Annotated in this window: 21 protein-coding genes and 2 pseudogenes; 6 read left to right on the top strand and 17 right to left on the bottom strand. The window is 72.3% G+C overall.

Annotation, left to right across the window (positions count from 1 at the left end):
- Positions 1-274: pseudogene (locus tag B124_RS35045) on the top strand (ISAs1 family transposase); the annotation flags it as partial.
- On the opposite strand, the gene B124_RS35050 reads toward B124_RS35045, so the two are convergent.
- From B124_RS35050 to B124_RS35125, 16 genes and pseudogenes are all read right to left on the bottom strand, one after another.
- Positions 243-650, bottom strand: coding sequence for a hypothetical protein (locus B124_RS35050; protein WP_496507075.1), 408 nt, complete (start codon positions 648-650; stop codon positions 243-245). The pseudogene B124_RS35045 and the gene B124_RS35050 sit on opposite strands and share 32 nt — an antisense overlap.
- A 65-nt stretch (positions 651-715) precedes the next feature.
- Positions 716-916 carry a hypothetical protein gene (locus tag B124_RS35055; RefSeq protein ID WP_496507076.1) on the bottom strand — a complete coding sequence of 67 codons (201 nt, stop codon included), beginning with the start codon at positions 914-916 and terminating at the stop codon, positions 716-718.
- Between the two features lie 40 nt (positions 917-956).
- Positions 957-1175: pseudogene (locus B124_RS35060) on the bottom strand (SPDY domain-containing protein); the annotation flags it as partial.
- Positions 1176-1294: 119 nt separating this feature from the next.
- A complete protein-coding gene (locus B124_RS35065) occupies positions 1295-2530 on the bottom strand; it encodes an ATP-grasp domain-containing protein (RefSeq protein ID WP_496507077.1) in 1236 nt (411 codons plus the stop codon).
- Between the two features lie 60 nt (positions 2531-2590).
- Positions 2591-2896, bottom strand: coding sequence for a hypothetical protein (locus B124_RS35070; protein WP_496507078.1), 306 nt, complete (start codon positions 2894-2896; stop codon positions 2591-2593).
- A gap of 31 nt (positions 2897-2927) precedes the next feature.
- Positions 2928-4163, bottom strand: a complete 1236-nt coding sequence (locus tag B124_RS35075) for an MFS transporter (protein WP_496507079.1) — start codon at positions 4161-4163, stop codon at positions 2928-2930.
- On the bottom strand, positions 4160-4675 hold the full coding sequence (locus B124_RS35080) for a regulator (protein WP_496507080.1): 516 nt from the start codon (positions 4673-4675) through the stop codon (positions 4160-4162). The genes B124_RS35075 and B124_RS35080 overlap by 4 nt, the downstream gene beginning before the upstream one ends.
- Positions 4672-5517: a winged helix-turn-helix transcriptional regulator gene (locus tag B124_RS35085; protein WP_496507081.1), complete on the bottom strand. Its 846-nt coding sequence runs from the start codon at positions 5515-5517 to the stop codon at positions 4672-4674. Before B124_RS35085 ends, B124_RS35080 begins: the two co-directional genes overlap by 4 nt.
- Before the next feature lie 42 nt (positions 5518-5559).
- Entirely contained in the window at positions 5560-5970 is a 411-nt protein-coding gene (locus tag B124_RS35090; protein ID WP_496507082.1) for a hypothetical protein, read from the bottom strand.
- A gap of 10 nt (positions 5971-5980) precedes the next feature.
- On the bottom strand, positions 5981-6418 hold the full coding sequence (locus tag B124_RS35095; protein ID WP_496507083.1) for a hypothetical protein: 438 nt from the start codon (positions 6416-6418) through the stop codon (positions 5981-5983).
- The gene (locus B124_RS35100) at positions 6415-6885 is read right to left on the bottom strand and encodes a hypothetical protein (protein WP_496507084.1); all 471 of its coding nucleotides are present in this window, start codon (positions 6883-6885) and stop codon (positions 6415-6417) included. Before B124_RS35100 ends, B124_RS35095 begins: the two co-directional genes overlap by 4 nt.
- 137 nt (positions 6886-7022) lie before the next feature.
- Entirely contained in the window at positions 7023-7775 is a 753-nt protein-coding gene (locus B124_RS35105) for a hypothetical protein (RefSeq protein ID WP_496507085.1), read from the bottom strand.
- Positions 7776-7791: 16 nt separating this feature from the next.
- On the bottom strand, positions 7792-8490 hold the full coding sequence (locus B124_RS35110; protein ID WP_496507086.1) for a hypothetical protein: 699 nt from the start codon (positions 8488-8490) through the stop codon (positions 7792-7794).
- A gap of 17 nt (positions 8491-8507) precedes the next feature.
- On the bottom strand, positions 8508-8984 hold the full coding sequence (locus B124_RS35115) for a hypothetical protein (protein WP_496507087.1): 477 nt from the start codon (positions 8982-8984) through the stop codon (positions 8508-8510).
- Positions 8981-9529 carry a DUF4913 domain-containing protein gene (locus B124_RS35120; RefSeq protein WP_496507094.1) on the bottom strand — a complete coding sequence of 183 codons (549 nt, stop codon included), beginning with the start codon at positions 9527-9529 and terminating at the stop codon, positions 8981-8983. The genes B124_RS35115 and B124_RS35120 overlap by 4 nt, the downstream gene beginning before the upstream one ends.
- 227 nt (positions 9530-9756) lie before the next feature.
- Positions 9757-10512 (bottom strand): DNA-methyltransferase, encoded by a 756-nt coding sequence (locus B124_RS35125; protein ID WP_496507088.1) that lies wholly within the window; start codon positions 10510-10512, stop codon positions 9757-9759.
- A gap of 497 nt (positions 10513-11009) precedes the next feature.
- On the opposite strand from B124_RS35125, the gene B124_RS35130 reads away from it, so the two are divergent.
- From B124_RS35130 to B124_RS35150, 5 genes are all read left to right on the top strand, one after another.
- Positions 11010-12140 carry a C40 family peptidase gene (locus B124_RS35130; protein WP_496507089.1) on the top strand — a complete coding sequence of 377 codons (1131 nt, stop codon included), beginning with the start codon at positions 11010-11012 and terminating at the stop codon, positions 12138-12140.
- Between the two features lie 141 nt (positions 12141-12281).
- Positions 12282-12596, top strand: coding sequence for a DUF6112 family protein (locus B124_RS35135; RefSeq protein ID WP_047017229.1), 315 nt, complete (start codon positions 12282-12284; stop codon positions 12594-12596).
- The gene (locus B124_RS35140) at positions 12593-13294 is read left to right on the top strand and encodes a hypothetical protein (RefSeq protein WP_496507090.1); all 702 of its coding nucleotides are present in this window, start codon (positions 12593-12595) and stop codon (positions 13292-13294) included. The genes B124_RS35135 and B124_RS35140 overlap by 4 nt, the downstream gene beginning before the upstream one ends.
- A gap of 30 nt (positions 13295-13324) precedes the next feature.
- Positions 13325-14695, top strand: coding sequence for an SCO6881 family protein (locus tag B124_RS35145; RefSeq protein ID WP_496507091.1), 1371 nt, complete (start codon positions 13325-13327; stop codon positions 14693-14695).
- Between the two features lie 83 nt (positions 14696-14778).
- On the top strand, positions 14779-16260 hold the full coding sequence (locus B124_RS35150; protein ID WP_496507092.1) for an SCO6880 family protein: 1482 nt from the start codon (positions 14779-14781) through the stop codon (positions 16258-16260).
- A gap of 113 nt (positions 16261-16373) precedes the next feature.
- Here the strand turns inward: B124_RS35150 and B124_RS35155 are convergent, their stop codons facing one another.
- Complete coding sequence (locus B124_RS35155) at positions 16374-17618, bottom strand: IS110 family RNA-guided transposase (RefSeq protein ID WP_496507093.1); 1245 nt, start codon at positions 17616-17618, stop codon at positions 16374-16376.
- Positions 17619-17774 lie beyond the last annotated feature (156 nt).

Consider the following 17774-nt stretch of genomic DNA (forward strand, 5'->3'; position numbering starts at 1 on the left):
CACCCCGGCCGAACTCGCCGCTGCCGTCCGCGGCCACTGGACCGTCGAGGCCCTGCACCACGTGCGGGACGTCACCTACGCCGAGGACGCCTCCACCGTCCACACCGGCACCGCACCCCGCGCCATGGCCACCTTCCGCAACCTCACCGTCGCCCTGCTCAAGATCCTCGGAGCCGCCAACATCGCCAAGACCACCCGGGCAATCCGCGACCAGCCCGAACGAGCCCTCCCACTCCTGGGAATCACCAACAACCCAGACACCCAAGGAACTTGATCAAGCCCTGGTCGATGTCTAGGCCGCGGGCGCCGTCGATGTACGCGGCGTCGTAGTACGAGTACCAGCGGCCCCCGATCAGCCGGCACCCGCTGCCGACCTCCGGGGCCTCGACGGCTTCGGCCAGGAGAACCTCCGACCTCCGGGTGTGGCAGCCGTCCCGGTCGGCATCGACCCAGTGGCGGTACAGGTCGCGGTCGTAGCCGACCCGGGATTCGTCCGCGACGGGCAACTGCTCGATCGCGTCGCGCACCGGCAGCGTCACCGGCGGCGGCGCTTGGACAGACTCGGCGACCGGCGCGGCCGTGGCAGGACCGGCTAGGACCGCCACGGGCAGGGCGAGGACGGCCAACAGGCCGTGAGTGATCTTCTTCATGCCGTGAGGCTGCACGCCGGGGGTGCCATCGCGCGCCCGCCACGGCGCCCGTCCGCTCGAACGAGTCACCCCGCCCCGGAGGTTGACGGACCGGGTTTCGGGAGGGGTGCGCGCAGCCCGCCGTAGGTGTCCGCGTTGATGGTCTCGGCGAATCTGATCCGCAGCCGCAACGGCGAGTCCGGGCCGGGTGTGGCGAAGTAGGTGTTGCCTACGGCGACGCCGTCGTGGAAGGGGGAGGCACAACTCGGCGAAGAGTTCGCGGGCATGCAAGAACACTATGGATCTCTCGTTTCGAGGGGGTTGGCGCTACCGGCGTGGGCCGGGTAGGGCCGGTCGGCTGCTGGTGCTCCAGCGCAGGACGCTGGCCGGTGGCAGCGCGGCAGGGCGGCGGGCGGCGGCCCGCCGGACATCGAGGGGCGAGGGTGCCGGCGGCCGGGGCGCCCGGATGGGGGTGAGCTGGGCCATGCCCTGGACGTAGCTGAGGGTGGCTTCGCGCCATCGGGGCAGCGGGGCGGGGTCGCCGATGCCGGTGGTGCCGGCGAGGTAGCGGGGGTGACGTGCACGTCCCCGTCGATGTCAGGGTCGTTCACTCGATGCATCCGAAATCCGGGGTTCGCGGGGTGTGCTGTGTAAGCCGGGGCGCTCTACGCGGGAACGATCCGGATGTCCAAGTTCCGGTACGTCTCGGTGGCCCGGGCCTGCGCTTCGGCGCCGGTGCTGCCGGTGGTGATGAGGAAGCCGATGCGGGAGGTGAACATGTCCCCTTCAGGCGGCAGGATGAGGCGGTCGCCGGGCTCGCGTTGGAAGGTGACGCGCTCCAGCCAGTCGGCGCGGTGGGCGAAGTCGGTGTCGATGTCGCGGGTGGTGAGGGTGCCGGAGTAGGCGGGGTAGATCATGCGGATCGCCGCGGCCCGGTGGCGGGTGGGGGTGAGGTCGGGGGTGTGGCCGCAGGCGATGTCGGCGGCGGCGCGGGCCAGGTCGATGCCGGTGGCGGATTGGACGAGGTGTCCGATCATGTCGCCGGCGAGGCGCGTGTTGACCTCGATCAGGCGCGGGCGGCCGTCGACCAGGCGCATCTCGACGTGGCTGACGCCGTCGGTGATGCCGAGGGTGTCCAGCGCCGCCGTGGCGGCGGGGGCTGCCCGCGGCAGCAGCGGATCGGACGCCTCGACGACGTGCGCGAGTTCCTCGAAGTACGGGGCCATGCCGACGGTCTTGCGGGTGAGTGCGACCGCGGTGGTACGGCCCTGGTGGGTGACGCACTCCACGCTGATCTCCGGCCCGTCGAGGTACTCCTCGACCAGGACGCGGGTGTTCTCCGCCCTGTGGCCGGCTGCCCGTGCGGCGTGGCGGTAGGCGAAGGGCAGCTCGTCGTCGGTATCGGCGCGGATGACGCCCATGCTTGCGGCGAGTCCCGCAGGCTTGAGGACGACGGGGTAGCCGACGCGCTGGGCCGCCTCACGTGCTTCAGTCTCGGTGCGGACGCTGACGGAGACGGCTGAGGGCACCTGTCCGCGGGCGAACGCGGCCCGGGCCGCGGCCTTGTCACGGCCGCGGCGCAGCGCGGAGGGAGGGCTGGTGCGCAGGTTGAGGCTGCGGGCCAGGCGGGCGGCGGGCACGAGGTACCACTCGGTCCACGTCATCACCCCGGCCACCGTGTGCCGCCGGCGCAGCGCACGGCCGGCGGCCAGCAGTGCCTCCTCGTCGGCCGGGTCGGCGACCTCGGTGTCGATGATCCAGGGGCGCTGCCACGTCGGCTCCTTCTCGCACACGAGGACGACGTCGTAGTGGGCGGCGATGGTCTCCAGGCACCAGCCGCGGTACGCCTGGGCGTCCCGGTCGGAGGCGGCAACGATCAGCAGAACAGGACGGGCGGTCAACAAGGCTCCGATCAGCAGACGGCACAGGACGACGAACAGGCGGCCCGGGGCCGGTGGGGGTCAGGGGGCGCGGCGTTGGCGTAGTTCGAAGGCCGCCGCCCACTGCGGGTGTTCGGCGATCAGCTTTCGGGCGTAGAGGGCGGTGTAGTTGTTGTTCAGCCCACCGGCGCTGGGCGGGAGCTGGCGGCGCAGGTCCTCGAAGAGGTCCTTGAGGCTGATGCGCGTGAGGCCGGCGGCCAGGTGCCGGGCGGCCATGCGTTCCAGTGCGCGGTAGATGTGCGGGTTCTGTGTGTCGAAGGCGTGGAAGCGTTCGGTGATCGTCCGACCGTCGTCGGCGCGCTGTGCCTCGGGGCGGGCTGGGGACATGGCGGGTCTCCACGTGCTGCGGGTATGGCGGTCAGGTGTGCAGGGCTGGTTCGGTGCGCAGGCGGGTGAAGGCGAGGAGCAGTCCGAGGGCCTGGATGGCGGCGCAGGCGGTGATGACGTGGCCGAGGTCGTCGGGCGGGGTGAGCGCGGTGAGCACGCCGGCGAGGGGGAAGGGCAGCAGGAGGATGAGGATGGTTGCCGCCAGGGTGCTGCCGAAGACGGCCGTGGGGATGAGGCGGGCGCGCAGCGTGCGCAGGACGACGGTCATGCCGCCTTCTGCCGCCATGAGGATGGCGATGAGGATCAGGTAGGAGCGGTAGTCGGGTGCTTGGGCGGCGGCCAGGCAGGCGAGCGAGGCCAGCGCGGCGCAGGCGGCGCCGACCGCCCAGAGGCCCAGCCGGTCGATCGCGAAGCGGCACAGCGCAACGCTGGCCAGGGTCGCGGCGGCGGCGGTGGACCAGAGCAGGCCCACGGCGGTGGTGGACTGCCCGAAGTGCTGGACGACGATCACGGGGGCGGCGGCCTGGAGGAAGCCGATGGCCAGGTTGGACAGGGTCAGTCCAGTCACGAGCCAGCCGAGCGCGGGCAGGGAGCGGATGGTGCGCCACCCGGTCACCAACCCGCCACCGGCCCGGTCCTTCGGCGCGCGGGCCGGGGCGACGGGCGAGGGCGGGGTGTGCAGCGCGAGGAGACCGGCGAGCAGGGAGATCGCCGCGACTACGGCGAGCATCTGCGGCGCCCCGGCGAGCAGCAGCACCCCCGCGACGGCGGGGCCGGCCAGCGTTGCGGTCTGGTCGATGCCCAGGAGGACGGCCTGGACGCGGTGGGCCCGCGGGCCCGCCCGGCGGCCGGCGGCACCACCGGCGGTCTCGGCGGCGATGTAGCTGAACTCGGTGAGCACACCGGTCGAGGCGGCCAGCGCCATCACCGTCGCACTCGCCACCGTCCCGGACGGGTGAACGTGGAGCAGGACGGCGCCGGTGGCCAGAGCGAGGGTGCGGCCGAGGGAGGCGAGGCAGAAGACGACCGATGCCCCGCGCCGGTCGACGACCGATCCCGCCCACCCGAACGCAGCCAGGCGGGGGATCCACTCCAGCGCGAAGGCGAGTCCGGTCAGGGCGGCGGAGCCGGTGGTGTGCAGGACCAGCAGGGGGATGCCGTAGGTGGACATGGCGAACGCCGCGGCGTCCGCGGTGCGCGGCAGGTAGATGCCGCGCGTCAGCCCGGCGGTGTGACGCGCGTGCCGGGGGGCCAGCGCAGCGCTCACGCGGCCAACTCACGTGCGGCGACGGGTTGGGTGAGCTGCGGGTTGGCTGTCAGCCACCGGGTGAGGTGAGCGGACAGGTCCTCGTCGGTGCCCTCGCCGCCTGGCATGTCCGTGGACGGGGTGTGGTCAGGGCCGTCGGCGGTCTCGCCGGTGAGTACGCGGATGAGGAGGTCGAGGGCGTGCTGGATGCGGGTGGTGAAGTTGCTGACCGGGGCCGGGTAGGCGTGGCGGCGGGCCCAGCGGGCGCACGCGTCGTAGAAGGCGGCCAGGTGGGAGCCGGAATCGGTCAGGCCGAGGCCGCCCGCGGGCCCGGCCTGCACGAGCCCGTGAGCGCGGGCAAGATGGACGGCGCGGCGGGCGCCTCCCGAGGGCAGGTCGGACAGGGTGGCGGTCAGCATCCTCGGTGGTATCGGCCCGTTGTCGTCGATTTCGGTGATCAGCCGGATCAGCGCCGGCGAGGACAGCGCCCTGGCGGCGGTGCGCAGTTCGGACGGGCCCAGCGTGGTGATCATCGGTTCGGTCCTCCCGCCGGGAGAGCCGCCGGCGGGCCGGCCGGGGCGGCGTGGGAGAACAGCTCGCGGTTGTGCCACACGGGCCCGGAGGCTCCGGCCTGCCTTGGGGCTGCGGGGGGCGTGGTGGTCGGCCGGGAGGGATGGCCGGCTTGCGGCTTCGGCGCGGACGGGGCCTGGGTGTGGCCCCAGACGGGGTGGTGGGCGGCGTGGTTGAGGGGCTTGCCGGCGGCCCAGGCGGACAGGGCACCGAGGACCGGCCCGAGGCCCTTGCCCGCGGGGGACAGCCGGTAGGGCAGGCCGGGGCCGTCGGTGTCGACCAGTCCGTCGGAGGTGAGCTGGCGCAGCGGCGGATAGATGTTGCTCCAGGCGCCGTTGGGCATGACGAGCTGGAAAAGGGCCCGGCCGCTGGTCTCCCCGCGGATCTTCAGCGCCCACAGGATGGCCGCGGCGTGGCGCCGGGTGAGCAGGGTCAGGCTGTCTTCGATCTGTTCGATCGCGGAGGGTGGTTGGGCGGCTTCTTCGAGGTGCTCCTCGGCCCAGGTGATGATCACCGGCAGCATCGGCAGCAGTGCTGCGCCGCGGTCGGTGAGGCCGTACGTGACGTGCCGTGGGGAGTGCTCGGAGCGCTCGACGAGTCCGGTGCCGCAAAGGGCGCGGGTCTTCGGGTGGAACTGACTGTCCTTCAGCCAGGACAGGCGGGCGGCCAGTTCGTGGTAGCGCTGCGGAGGTCCGGCCAGCGCCAGCAGGATCCGAACGTTCCACCGCGGGGTGATCATGGCGAGTGCCTCGGTGACCCGGGCGATGTCCGCGTCGGTGTCGGGGGGCAAACCGGTGAAGGCCAAGGGACAACTCCTGGGTGGATGGTGGCGGTGTTCGCCTGCGGCTCAGCGGCTGCTTGACGCTGCCGGCGCCGAAGGCAATGGCGGCGACGGGGCCGGAGGGGGCGTGGTCTGCGGAGGGGAGGGTGCTATGCGGGTCAGGCTCTGCAGGACGGCGGCAGCAGACGCGCCCTGGGCATCGTGGACGGCGAGGGCTTCGGCGAGCCGGCGGGTGCCGTCGAGGAGGTGGGAGACCTCGTGCGGGCCGAGCTGCCGGTCGGGGTCGAGGAGGCGGGTGAGGTAGTCGCGGTGGAAGGCAATGCTGTGCTCGGCTTGTGCGAGTTCGCGGTGCATGCCGAGCAGGGCGGCGAGCATGCCGGGCTGCTGAGCCTCCGGATGGGCTTTGAGGTCGGCGAGCGGGTCGCCGTACAGGTCCTCGATCCGCCTGGCTATCCCGGCGGCGGTGAGGTCGGGCAAGCGCGCGCTCTCACGGTCCGGGGGCAGGGGCCGATCCGGTACGCGTAACCGCGGGCGCGGCGGTCGGCGGCAGCGTGGTGACGGCCCTCTGCTGAGTCATACGCACGGGGCGGGAGGGGGCGGGCATGGTGCGCAGCAGCTCGGCGAGCGCGGCGCGGTAGCCGTCGCGGGCGTCGAGCGCCGCCTGCAACCACTGGGCGTCGCCGCGGAGTCTGTCCGCGGACAGCTCGCCCATGTCACGGTCCGGCGCGGTGTCGGCGTGTACCCGGTCGCGGACCCTGGCGACCTGCTGCTCGGTCAGCGCCAGGAAGGCGCGCAGCTCCAGCGCACGCGCCAGCGCAGGAGGGGCCTGGAGCCCAGCCCCCGTCACCTGCAGCGCGTCGAGGGAAGCGCCGAAGACCCTCTGCAGCTCCTCGTCGGCGCTGCTGGGCTGGACTTTCGCGCTCACGAACGGGCCCTTCCCGCTGCCCGCGGAGCCGCCTGCGCCGGCATCGAAGCGGGCGCCGCCGCGGGGCGCGCAGGGGCGGTGGTCTGCACCGCCAGGCCCTTACGGCGCGGGGTGGTCTGGTTCCCCGGTGCGTCGGGGTCGAGGAGGTATCGCACGACCAGGGCCCGGCCGTCTCGCGCGGTCACCGCGGCGTTGACGAACTGGGCGAGGTCCATCGTCGGGTCATCGAGTTGGCCGGGCGGGGTGTCCAGCGCAGCGAGGAGGTCGTCCTCCGCGCGGTCGAGCACCTCCTGGGATTCGACGAGGAGACCGTGCCATTTCACGATGGCGGTGGCTTGGGGATTCGCGTCCGGCCGGGCGGCGACCGCGGCCTTCAACTTGCCTATATTCATGTCGAATTGGGCTTCGATCCGTTCGGTGAGCACGCTCACGACGTCGTCAGCGTTCTCGGGTATGTCGTCGGACAAAGGAACTCCATTGAGCGAGGAAACAGGCGGTGGAAAGGGGCCATGGTGTTCCGGGCGGTATAAGGGTCCACAGAATCGCCGGTTTGCCTAACCGGCGATCGTCGGCTATGTTCCGCCCGGCCCGGTGTTCTCAGCGTTCAGCGCGAGGGTCCGGCAGGGCGCCGGGCAGGGGCCCCGGGCAGCCCGGGCGGGCGCGGTTTCGCTGCCGCCGGACGCATCGGCGGCAGCGGGCCGGCGTCACCTGCGAGCCGGTCCCAGCACCACCCCAGGGCATCCTGGGGGGTGGGAAAGCCGCCCTCCCGCAGGGTGTACGTCCACGTGTCGGTGCTGGTGTCGACTTCCTCGACCACGACGCGAAACGGCGGGACCGCCTGCTCGTCCGCGGCGCCCATGGCCACGACCGTGACGAAGTCGTCCGGGTTGTCCTTGGTATAGGAGAATCCGATGCCGTAGTCGTCGCCCTCGAACATCAGGCGTCGCGCCAGCGCCCGCGTCGCCTCGTCCGCCGGCTGGGGACCCAGTCCGGGATCCAGACTGATGGCGTCGGGAGGGCAGCCGCGGTGGATCAGCCAGGACTGCACCATCGCGGGCAGCGGCAGCGCGTAGTGGTTGAAGTCGAAGGTCCGCTTGGCTGGATCCCGCTTCAGGTACACGCCGAGGTACGCAGGCTCGCCCGGATGACCCCAGGTCGCGCTGGAGTCGAACAGGACGTAGTAGCTGCGCAGACCGTCGGCGGTGTGGTGTTCGGCGAGGGAGACCAGGCTGTCGACATGAAGGCCGACGTGGACGGAGAAGGCGCGGGAAACCTCCTCGTCGGCGTCGAGCTGGTCCACGCCGAAGTCGACCTCGGGACGTTTCCTGCGGGGCGGCTCGGGTTGAGTGGGAGACAACGAGGGCCTTTCGGGATCAGCGCCGGCGGGCTGGGATGGAGGGCCAGGTCGCAGGCCGGGCGCCGGGCTTGGGCGGGGATGTGGTGGGCGGCCGGCGGGCGGCGAGCAGGGCAGCGCGGCCGGTGTCGGTCAAGGTGACCGGCTGGCCGGCGTTCAGGGGGCGGCTGGTGTCCCGGGCGGCGAGTCCGGCGTCCTCCAGCCGTTGCAGTTCGGCGTAGGGGATGCGGGTGCCGCAGGCGGCGGTGACGGACACCCGGCCGCTGAGCAGGTGGCGGTAGAGCTTGGCTCCGCCGGCGATGGCGAGAAGGGTGCGCAGCTCCCCGTCCGAGAGCGGTCGCGGGCTGGGCGTCGTGCTGGGGGCGGTGGCCTTGATGGGCTCCAGGGCGGCGATCACCCGCCGGGCGGCGGCGTCACGGGTGGCGGCGGCGTGCTTCAGGGCCGCGACGGTGCGGTCGATCCGCGCGAGCAGGGCGTCATCGATGTGAAGCGCGCCGTCGGTGAGGCGGTGGAGGGCGCGGAGGTAGAGGTCCACGCTGGCCCCTGCCCTGGCTAGTGCATCGTGCTCGTCGACCAAGCGGGCATGTGGCTCGTCGAGGACGCCGCGGTTGCGGTAGCCGCGCAGGGCGGCGATGTCGTGGCCGGTGACAGCCTCGATGCGCTCCTCCAGGGGCGATTGTTCGCCCTGGCCGTTCCCGGGCGCAGGCTGTGCAGGCAAGGAGCTTCGCGTGGTGGTCAGCGGGTGCGGGGGCGTAGCGGGGCCGGTGTTGACGGCCGCGGGCCCGGCTGCGGGTGGGGAGGTGGCATGGGCTGTGCCGCGGTCCCGGGTCGGGTGAGCTGCGGGGAGCGGGAGCGCGCCGCGTGGGTGCGGGCGCTCAGCGGACGGCGGGTCATCCCCAGACGGCGGCCGACGGTGTCGTAGATGTCGTTGCCGGCACGGGGCCTGACGGCGATGACGTAGATCTCCTGCCGGTGCGGCGAGTCCGGCGGTGCCGGGCGCAAGCCGTAGACGATGCGCCAGTCCCTGCGGTCCATGGCGACCTTGCGGTAGCCCTTCAAGTCGCCGTCGAGACGTTCCCCGAAGGCCCGTGCGTTCACGATGTCTTCCAGGTAGGACAAGGTCAGGTCGCGGATGTCGCCCGGCGCCTGAAGCAGATCGGTCAGAGCACGAGGATCGAAGCTCAGGCCGAAGGTCTGCCGGTTCCTTCTCATGACCGGGGCCCGCCCGGCTCAGCGGGCCCACCGGCATCCGCCGCGATCGCCGCCGTACGCGCGGACGGCGCGGGGCCCGGCAGGATGCGGTGCGCGGGACGGTCGGGGGAGGTCATGCACGCCGACAGCGGGCCGCCGGGTGCCCGGATCGCCGCGACGGCGTGGGTGAGGAAGTCCCGGTGCCACACGAACAGGCCCGCGAGCCCCGCGTCGGGTTCCTTGTGCTGCTGGTAGGCGAGCCACAGGGCGTGGAGCCAGGCGACGACGTCGTCGTGCTCCTGCCACTGCAGGCACCAGGGCGCGGCGGTGGTGACCTCCGCCCCGTAGACCGGGAGGAAGAAGTCATCGACCCAGTCCGACAAGGCGTCGAGTTCGTCTTCGCGTTCCTGTCCGTCGAGTTCCAGAATCGGGCGCGGCTCCGGCGACGAGGCGGCGGGAGGCGGTCCGCCGAGCCCCGGCATCCCGAAGGCCGCGAACGGCGAGGCACCCGGCGCGGGAGCGGCGAGGCGGTCGAGCTGCCGGGCCTGCTGCTCCGACTGCTGCATAAGCCGGCGGACGCTCGCCTCGACTCCCTCCAACTGAGGGTCCGGTACGCGAACGGGCTCGTGCAGGCCGGGAGATTCGGATTCGGGCATGAAGAGGCTGACCTCCTACGAGGCAGGGAAGAAGAAGGGCGGGGGTTGCCACTGGCCGGCGGGCCACAGGGGCATCTGCCGGGGACCAGGTCACCCGGGGAGCAGGCAGAGCAGGAACCGGGAGGCCGCGTGAGGGCTCAGGCGGTGAGCACCACGTCATCCCGGGTGAGGGTCCCGTGCAGGGTCTCGGTGAGCCTCTCGGATGCGATCGACGCGTAGTGCGCCGACTTCTCCACCCCGATGAAGTCGCGGCCTTCGAGCAGGGCGGCGACGCCGGTGGAACCGGAGCCGGCGCAGAAGTCGAGGACCGTGCCTCCGGGCGGGGAGATCTTGACCAGCTCGCGCATCACCGGCACCGGCTTTTGTGTGATGTGCCGGCGCCCTGCCCCGGAGGGCTGCGACCCGGAGTACATGCCGTCGAGGTAGACGGGGTTGCGGGAGCCGTCGATCGCCCCCTTCGACGCCCACACGATGAACTCGACGTTCTGGGTGAAGCGGCCCTTTTGCGGGCGGGCCCTGGGCTTGTGCCAGGCCAGCACTCCGCGCCACAGCCATCCGGCCGCCTGGATCGCGTCCGTGGTGATGGGGAGCTGCCGCCAGTCGGTGAACAACAGCCCCGTCCCGCCATCGCGGGTCAGGCGGTGGGCTTCGGTCATGATCTGCGTCAGCCAGAAGCCATAGCTGCGTTGGTCCATGTTCTCGCCGGTGAAGTCGGCGAGAGCGTTCTTGGCGTCGGCCGAGGTGTACTTCTGCTTCGCGGAGCGTGTCGTGCGCTCCTTCGCTGTCCGCCCGCCGGAGTTGTAGGGCGGGTCGGTGATCACGGAGTCGACGCAGTCGTCCGGAAGGCCGGAAAGAACGGTGAGAGCGTCGCCCTGGTGGAGGGAAAAAGGCAAAGAACAGACCCCGATTCGGGTGGGAGCGCCAGGGGAACTCCCCTCTCGCATGCGCGTCCTCGCGGGCCGGGGGGTATTGCAGAAACCCAGGAGCCATGTGGGGCGGGGAGGGCGAAGGGGAGTCCAAAAACTGTAGCGGCGAACATTGCGACGGCCAAAAAGTCCGCTGCAGGGGTGCCAGTTTCCGGCACCTCACCGCCGACTATTTGGCCGTCGCCGCATTCGGGTCTACAGTTTTTGGACAGCCCGGCGCCCCACGCCGCTGGCCGCTGGCCGCTGGCCCACCACGTCGTACCGCGACCGCCGTCTCGGCGGTGCCCCGCCTGACGGCCTGATCACACCCGAGTGCGCAGTAACACCCCGCGGCCCCGTCCTCGAATCCTGGCGATTCGGCGTGCCGCCGGGCACGCACATCCCCTCCCCGAAGGGCACCTTCCCATGGCGTCTCGCTATCCGCCCACACCAACACGCCTTGCCCCGCTGTCGGTTCGCCCGGGTTGAAGGCGCTGGCCGCCGGCCTCGGCGTCGTCTTCCTTTCCCCGCTCCTCCTCGCCGGTGCCGGCATGATGCTGGCCTCCTCCAGTGACGCCGCCGTGACCGCCGCGTCCGCCGGCAGTTGCCTGACCGACCTCGACACCGACGAAATCACCGAGCAGGTCATCCGGATCCTCGACGGTGCGGCCGCCAAGGACATCCGCATCGAGGGACTGGACCTGCCCGAAGAGCAGGTCCCGCACGCGGCCACGATCGTGGCCACCGGCCGCTCTCTCGACGTCCCCGCGAAGGGGCAGGTCATCGCGCTCGCGACGGCGATGCAGGAGTCGCGGCTGCGCAACCTGAACTCCGGCGACCGCGACTCGCTGGGTTTGTTCCAGCAGCGTCCGTCGCAGGGCTGGGGCTCCGCGGAGCAGATCCGCGACCCGGTCTACGCCGCCGAGCAGTTCTACCGGCACTTGCTGGCCGTGGACGGCTGGCAGCAGATGACCACCGCCCAGGCAGCGCAGGCCGTCCAGCGGTCCGCCTTCCCGGACGCCTACGCGCAGTGGGAGGACCTGGCCACCGTCCTGCAGACGGCCGTGTCCGCGACCTTCCCCCGCGCCGGCGACGACGAGCAGACTGCGGATCCGGACTCCTCAGCCGCCGGCACCGGCTGCGCCGGGGGCCCGGATGGTTCCGGCTTCGGCCCCGTCCCCGAGGGCAGCATCCCGGACGGGTACCGGATCCCCCGGAACGCCGATCCGAAGGCGCGCGCGGCGATCACGTGGGCGATGCGGCAACTCGGCACGCTCTACCAGTGGGGCGGCTCCTGTACCGACGCGCACGGTCCCGATCCGATGGGGCGCTGCGACTGCTCCAGCCTGATGCAGCAGGCGTACCGGCATGCCGGCATCACGCTCACCCGAACCACCTACACGCAGATCAACGAAGGCAAGCCGGTCCCGCACCACCAGCTCCGCCGGCTCCGGCCCGGTGACCTGGTCTTCAGCCGCGGCACCGCGGCCCGCCCCGAGCACGTCGGGATGTACCTGGGCCAGGGCCTGGTCATCGAAGCCCCGCGCACCGGCAAGCCCGTGCGGATCGCCCCCCTCGCCGAGTGGACCGTCCTCGCGGTACGCCGCGTCCTGTAACGCCCCCCGTTCCGGCGCCGCTCGGCCCGGATCGGCGCGGCCTTCTCCCGCGCGCCCCCGAGCGCGCCTTCCGCTCGGCTTCTCTCTTTCCCCGCTGCCCGTTTCGCCCTGCCCGCGTATGCAAGGAGCCCCGCTGCCCCCATGCCCCTCCCTCTCGCAGATCGCTTGATCCACCTCGCCTACGACCCGGGAATCTCGCCCAAGGGCGGCGGCCTGCCCGGCCTTTCCGTCCTGAAGAACGTCGTCAACAGCATCAATCTGTTCGGCATCGTGGCCGTCGTCGGTGCGCTGGCCGTCTCGCTCGGCGTGTGGGCCTGGGGCCACCACACCGGCGGCCACCAGGCCGAGGCCAACGGCAAGAAGGGCGCCGTCGTCGCCGCCGGCGCCGCCCTCGGCCTCGGCGCCGCGAACGGCATCGTGTCGTTCTTCTCCAACCTCGGATCGCAGGTCCAATGAGGCAGAAGCGGATTCCCACCCACGCCCTGCCCGCCTACCGGACGGGGTACCCGGGCGGCCGGCGCACCGCGATCGCGGCCATGCTCGTCGCCGCCCTGCTCGCCATCACCGCCGCCGTCGCCTTGCTGTCCGGCAGCGGAGACAGCGACCCGGCCACCAAGCGCGCAGTCCCTTCGCCGACGAGCAGCGAGCCGTTTACCGAACCGGCCCAGCCGTCGGTCCCGGAGTCGGAGTCCCGGTCTGTGCCCGGGCCTCCGCGGACCGGCGAGCCGGCCGCCTTCGCGAAGGCGGCGGCGAAGATGCTGTGGTCCTACGACACCCGCACCACCAGCCGTACCGAGCAACTCGCTGGCATGCGCGCCTGGATGACCACCGAATCCCGGTATGCCGACTGGGCGTCCGTGGCGGGTCTGGTGCCCGATCCGCTGCTGTGGTCGCGGATGGCCGACCAGGACCAGCGCGCCACCGCGAGCGTCGTCGAGGGCCATCTGCCCGCGGCGTTCAACCAGGCCCTGGCCGAGGACCCCACAGCTATCACCGAGGCGTACGTCTACGCCGTCACCGTCACCGGCAAGCAGAAGATCGCCTGGGGCCGGCGCGGCGGCGGTGCCGAGGAACGGGCCGTGACCTTGGCCGTGCAGTGCCGCCCCGGCCACGTGTGCTCCCTGGCCGCCGTCGCCCCCCATGTCGCGCCGTGACCCGCATCCCGAAGGTGAAGGGAGGAACGCATGGCGTTCTGTGACATCCCGGTAGCGGGCAGGCTCTGCGACGTCGACGACGCGGCCGGTTTCATGGCCGATCCAGGCAAGGCCATCGGCGACTGGATGGCCGAATCCGCCGGCGAACTCGCCGTTGCCGCGGTCGACCTGGCCGCCGAGGGAGTCGACACCACCACCCGAGTCGACCTGAACGCCGGCTGGTTCCGCGACAACTACGAGACCCTTCTCCCTCTGGGCCTGGTGCTTCTCGTCGCGACGTTCTGCGCGCAGCTCGTCCGCGCCGCCATCCGGCGCGACGGACAAGCCCTCACCCAGGCGTTCACCGGCACCGCAGCCGGAGTGCTGTTCGCATTCTGCGCCATCGCCCTGACCACGGTCGCCGTCGAAGTGGTCGACGCCCTGTCCGCCGGCCTGCTGAGGAGCGCGGACATGAGCATCGAATCCGCCGTCCGCCGCACCGTCAAAGTCCAGATGATCGCGAGCGTGTCCCCGCTGGGCTGGCTCGTCTCCGTCGTCGCCGGACTCGGCGCCGCCCTCGGCGCGTTCCTCTACTGGGGCGTGATGATGGTCCGCAAGATCGGCATCCTCGTCATGGTGACCCTGGCGATCTTCGCCGCCGCCGGCGGCGGCTGGGAAGTCGCCCGCCGCTGGCGCAAGGGCTGGATCGAAGCAACAGCCACCCTCGTCGTCTCCAAGCTCCTGATGACGGTGATCTTCGTTCTGGGGATCGCCGCCATGGGCAAGACCGACGCCAAGGACGGAGCCGCCGCGCTCGCCGACATCATGGCCGGCATCGTCATCATGGCCATGGTGCTGCTGTGCCCGTACGCGGTCTTCAAGTTCGTGCACTGGGCGGCCGACACCGACGGTGAATCGCTGCACCGGGCCGGCGGCGCCGGAGCCCAGATCGCCCGGGCCTACGGCGAGAAAGCCGCCCGCAAGGGGGCAGCCGCAGCCACCGGCGGCGCCGGAGGCGGCGCAGCAGCCGGAAGCGAGGCGGGAGCCGCCGCGCCGGGCGGTGACGGCGCGGGAGCCGCCGGATTCCCCGGCGACATCGCCGCCGACCCCACCGGCGGGGGCGGCCACAAGGCTCCGCCCGGCCGGGGCGCCGGCGGCTCGTCGTCAGACAAGGCGGGCAAGGCGAGTTTGGACAAGGCCCTCCAGCCCGCGCCGACGAGCGTGTCCGACGACACCAGCGGCCAGATCGGCGGCGCTCCCGGGCCGACCGCTCCCCCGTCGAACGGCTCCGGGCCGGGCAGCGGCTGGCAGTCCGCACGGCCGACGACCAGCCCTCCACCGCACGGCGTTCCCCCGCCTTCCGGCCCTCGCCACGCCCCGGCCGACGACACGGCCGGACCGCCGCCGCCCGCCGACCCGTGACCCTCCGCTCCACCGCCGGGGGCGGGAGGCATAGGCCGCCTCCCGCCCCCGGGGTTCCACCCGCGACCCCAGGACCTGCCCCTGTGACTGTTCCTTCCGTGCCGGTGCCGGTGACGGTGAAGTTTCCGCACCGCTCCCGCCGCGGCATCCTCCTGGGGCTCTCGCTGCCCCAACTCGTCCTCGTCTCGTGCATGCTGGCGCTGCTGCTGATGACGGTGGTGACCACCGGGCTGCTCGGCGCCGTCGCCCTGACCCCGCTGTGGGCGGCCTCCGCTGCGCTGGTCGCGGTGCACCGGCACGGCCGCTCCCTGATCGACTGGGCGCCGATCATCGCCCGCTACGCACTACGCCGCCGTACCGGGCAGACGCTGTGGCTCGCCCGGCCCGTGACCCGGCCCCGCCACGACGGCCTCCTGCACCTGCCCGGTTCAGCCGCCTCCCTCAAGGTGGTCACCCCCGGCGACTCCGCCCCCCGCGCCGCCGCGGTTCATGACCCCCACCGGCAGACCCTGACCGCGATCGCCCGCGTCACCGGCCCCGCGTTCGTCCTTCTGGACCCCGCCACGCAAAACCAGCACGTGAACGGCTGGGGACGCGCCCTGGCCTCGATCGCCCGATCAGGGCAGATCGCGGCTGTGCAGGTGCTGGAGCGCACCGTCGCGGACAGCGGCGACGGCCTCGCCCGCCACTTCACCCGCAACGCACAAGCCCAGGCGCAGGCGCCGGTCGCCGGACAGATCTACTCCGAACTCCTCACCCAGGCCGGACCCGCCGCCGCCCCGCACGAGACCTACCTGGCCATCTCCCTCGACCTCAAAGCCGCCCGCCGCCTGATCAGCCAGGCCGGCGGCGGGCTGCCCGGTGCCTTCACCGTCATGGCGCAGACGACCACCTCCGTCGCCCAGGCCGCGCGCAACGCCGGACTGCTGGCCACCGGATGGCTGACCGCCCGGGAGATCGCCGCGGTCATCCGCACCGCCTACGACCCCAACGCACTCCCAGCGCTCCAGCAGTGGTCCACCACCGGCCGCGCCGAAGCCGAGCCCGCCGCGGCCGGGCCCGTCGTGCAGATCGAGGAGTACGACCGGCTCGCCACCGACAGCGCACGGCACACCACCTACTGGGTGGAGAACTGGCCACGCACCGAGTCGCACGCCGGGTTCCTGCACGGGCTGATGTTCACCCCCGGCGTGCGGCGCACCCTGTCACTGATCTACGTCCCGCAGGGCCTGCAGGCCGCGCTGCGCGACGTCCAGCGCAAGAAGGCCGCCATCATCGCCGACGCGAACGAGCGCGCCCGCCGCGGGCAGGTCGACAGCGAGGAAGACTCCGTCGAATACGCCGACGTCAAAGCCCGCGAACGCCAGCTCCTGGCCGGACACGCGGACGTGGCCCTGACCGGACTGGTCACCGTCACCGCCGCCACCGACGCCCTCCTGGACACCGCCTGCGCCCAGATCGAAACCCACGCCGTCACCACCGGCGTCGACCTGCGGCGCCTGAACTACCAGCAACCCGACGCCTTCACGATCACCGCGCTGCCACTCGCGCGGACCGCCCTGTGACCTCCGACGAACCCCCTGCCCGGCCTGCCGCTTCCCTCGTCGCTGCCGACGGCCTGTTCACCGCCCCCGGTCGCGGGCAGGAAGGACCACTTGTGACACCCCTTGTGTCAACCTCAGGCCGCTTGGATGAGGGCGGGATCGTTTGTGGAGCGTTGGGCCGCGCCGTGTCGGGCGGGGTCGTAGGGCTTGCCGTCGAGCCAGCAGCGGTAGATCACCCGGACCCAGGCGCGGGCCAGGACGCGCACGGCGTGGGGGTGGTCCATGCCGCGTTCGCGGGCGCGCTGGTAGACCTTGGCGGCCCAGGGGCTGGCGTGTCGGCTGTTGTCGGCGAAGGTGACCAGCGCCTGTCGGAAACGTTTGCTGCAGGCCCAGCGGTAGGCGACGGTGGAGTGCTTGCCGGACGCTTTGGTCACCGGGACGACGCCGGCCAGCGCGGCAACCGCGTCGGGGCCGGCAAACGCCTCACGGCTGTCACCCCACTCGGCCAGGATCTGCGCGGCGTTGACGCGTCCGGCCCGGGGCAGCGAGGTGAAGACGGGGGCGTCGGGATGCTGCTCCAGATGGTGGGCGACGCGGCGGTCCAGCTCCTTCTTCGCGGTGCCGAGGGCCCGCAGGACGCTGGTCAGTGCCAGGACGGCATCGCGTCCGGCGTCGGTCTGGGCGGGGTCGGTGACGCCGGCCGGTGCGCCGCGCAGGCGGGCCAGGAGCTGGGCCGGGCTGCGGTGGCCGCTGTAGCCGTGCCGGGCGCAGAAGGCCGCTATGCGTTTCTCGCCCAGACCAGCGGCCGACGCCGGGGTGGGATAGCGGGTCAGGAAGTCCAGCGCGATGGGGGACTCGATGTCCTTGAAGATGTGCTTGGCCCCTGGCCAGAAGGCGTCCAGCAGGGCGGAGAGCATGTTGGTGGCCATCACCCGCAGGTGCACGATGTCCTCGCGGGTGCGGACCACGGTGCGCAGCGCGCGGGTGTGATCGGAGAACGGGCGGGTGGCCGACAGCCGCTCCCGGCGCAGCCGCAGGTACTCGGCGATCACCTGGGCGTCGCCGGCGTCGCTCTTGGCGCCGGAGAGGACCTCGGCGTCGCGCCATGCCTTGATGGCGTTGGACTTCACCGGCACCACCGGGTGACCGGCCTCCAGCAGGGCGTCGACCAGGCGGCCGTCCGGCCGCTCGATCGCGACGGGAACCAGCTCGGCCTCACCGAGCTTGCCCAGGCGGCGGGCAAGGTCGGTGAACCCGGCGGCGGTGTGGCGGATGGTGAACCGGGTGTGCACCCGCCCGGACTCCTCCAGCACGCACACGGCGTGCTCGGCCGATCCCCAGTCCACGCCGACGTAGTGGGCGGCTCCCGGCAGCGACATGCTTCTCCCCTTTGCGCACGGCAACGACTACCCGGTGACGGAGCTGGTCCCCGGGCGGTCATTAACTGGCGCTCTGCGGCGCGTCCCCTTGTTGCCGGTCGGCAGCTCCAGGAGAGCCGGGGGCGGCAGTGTCACAGGGGCCCTCACGGAGCGACC

It is taken from the genome of Streptomyces sp. CNP082 (assembly GCF_059570535.1).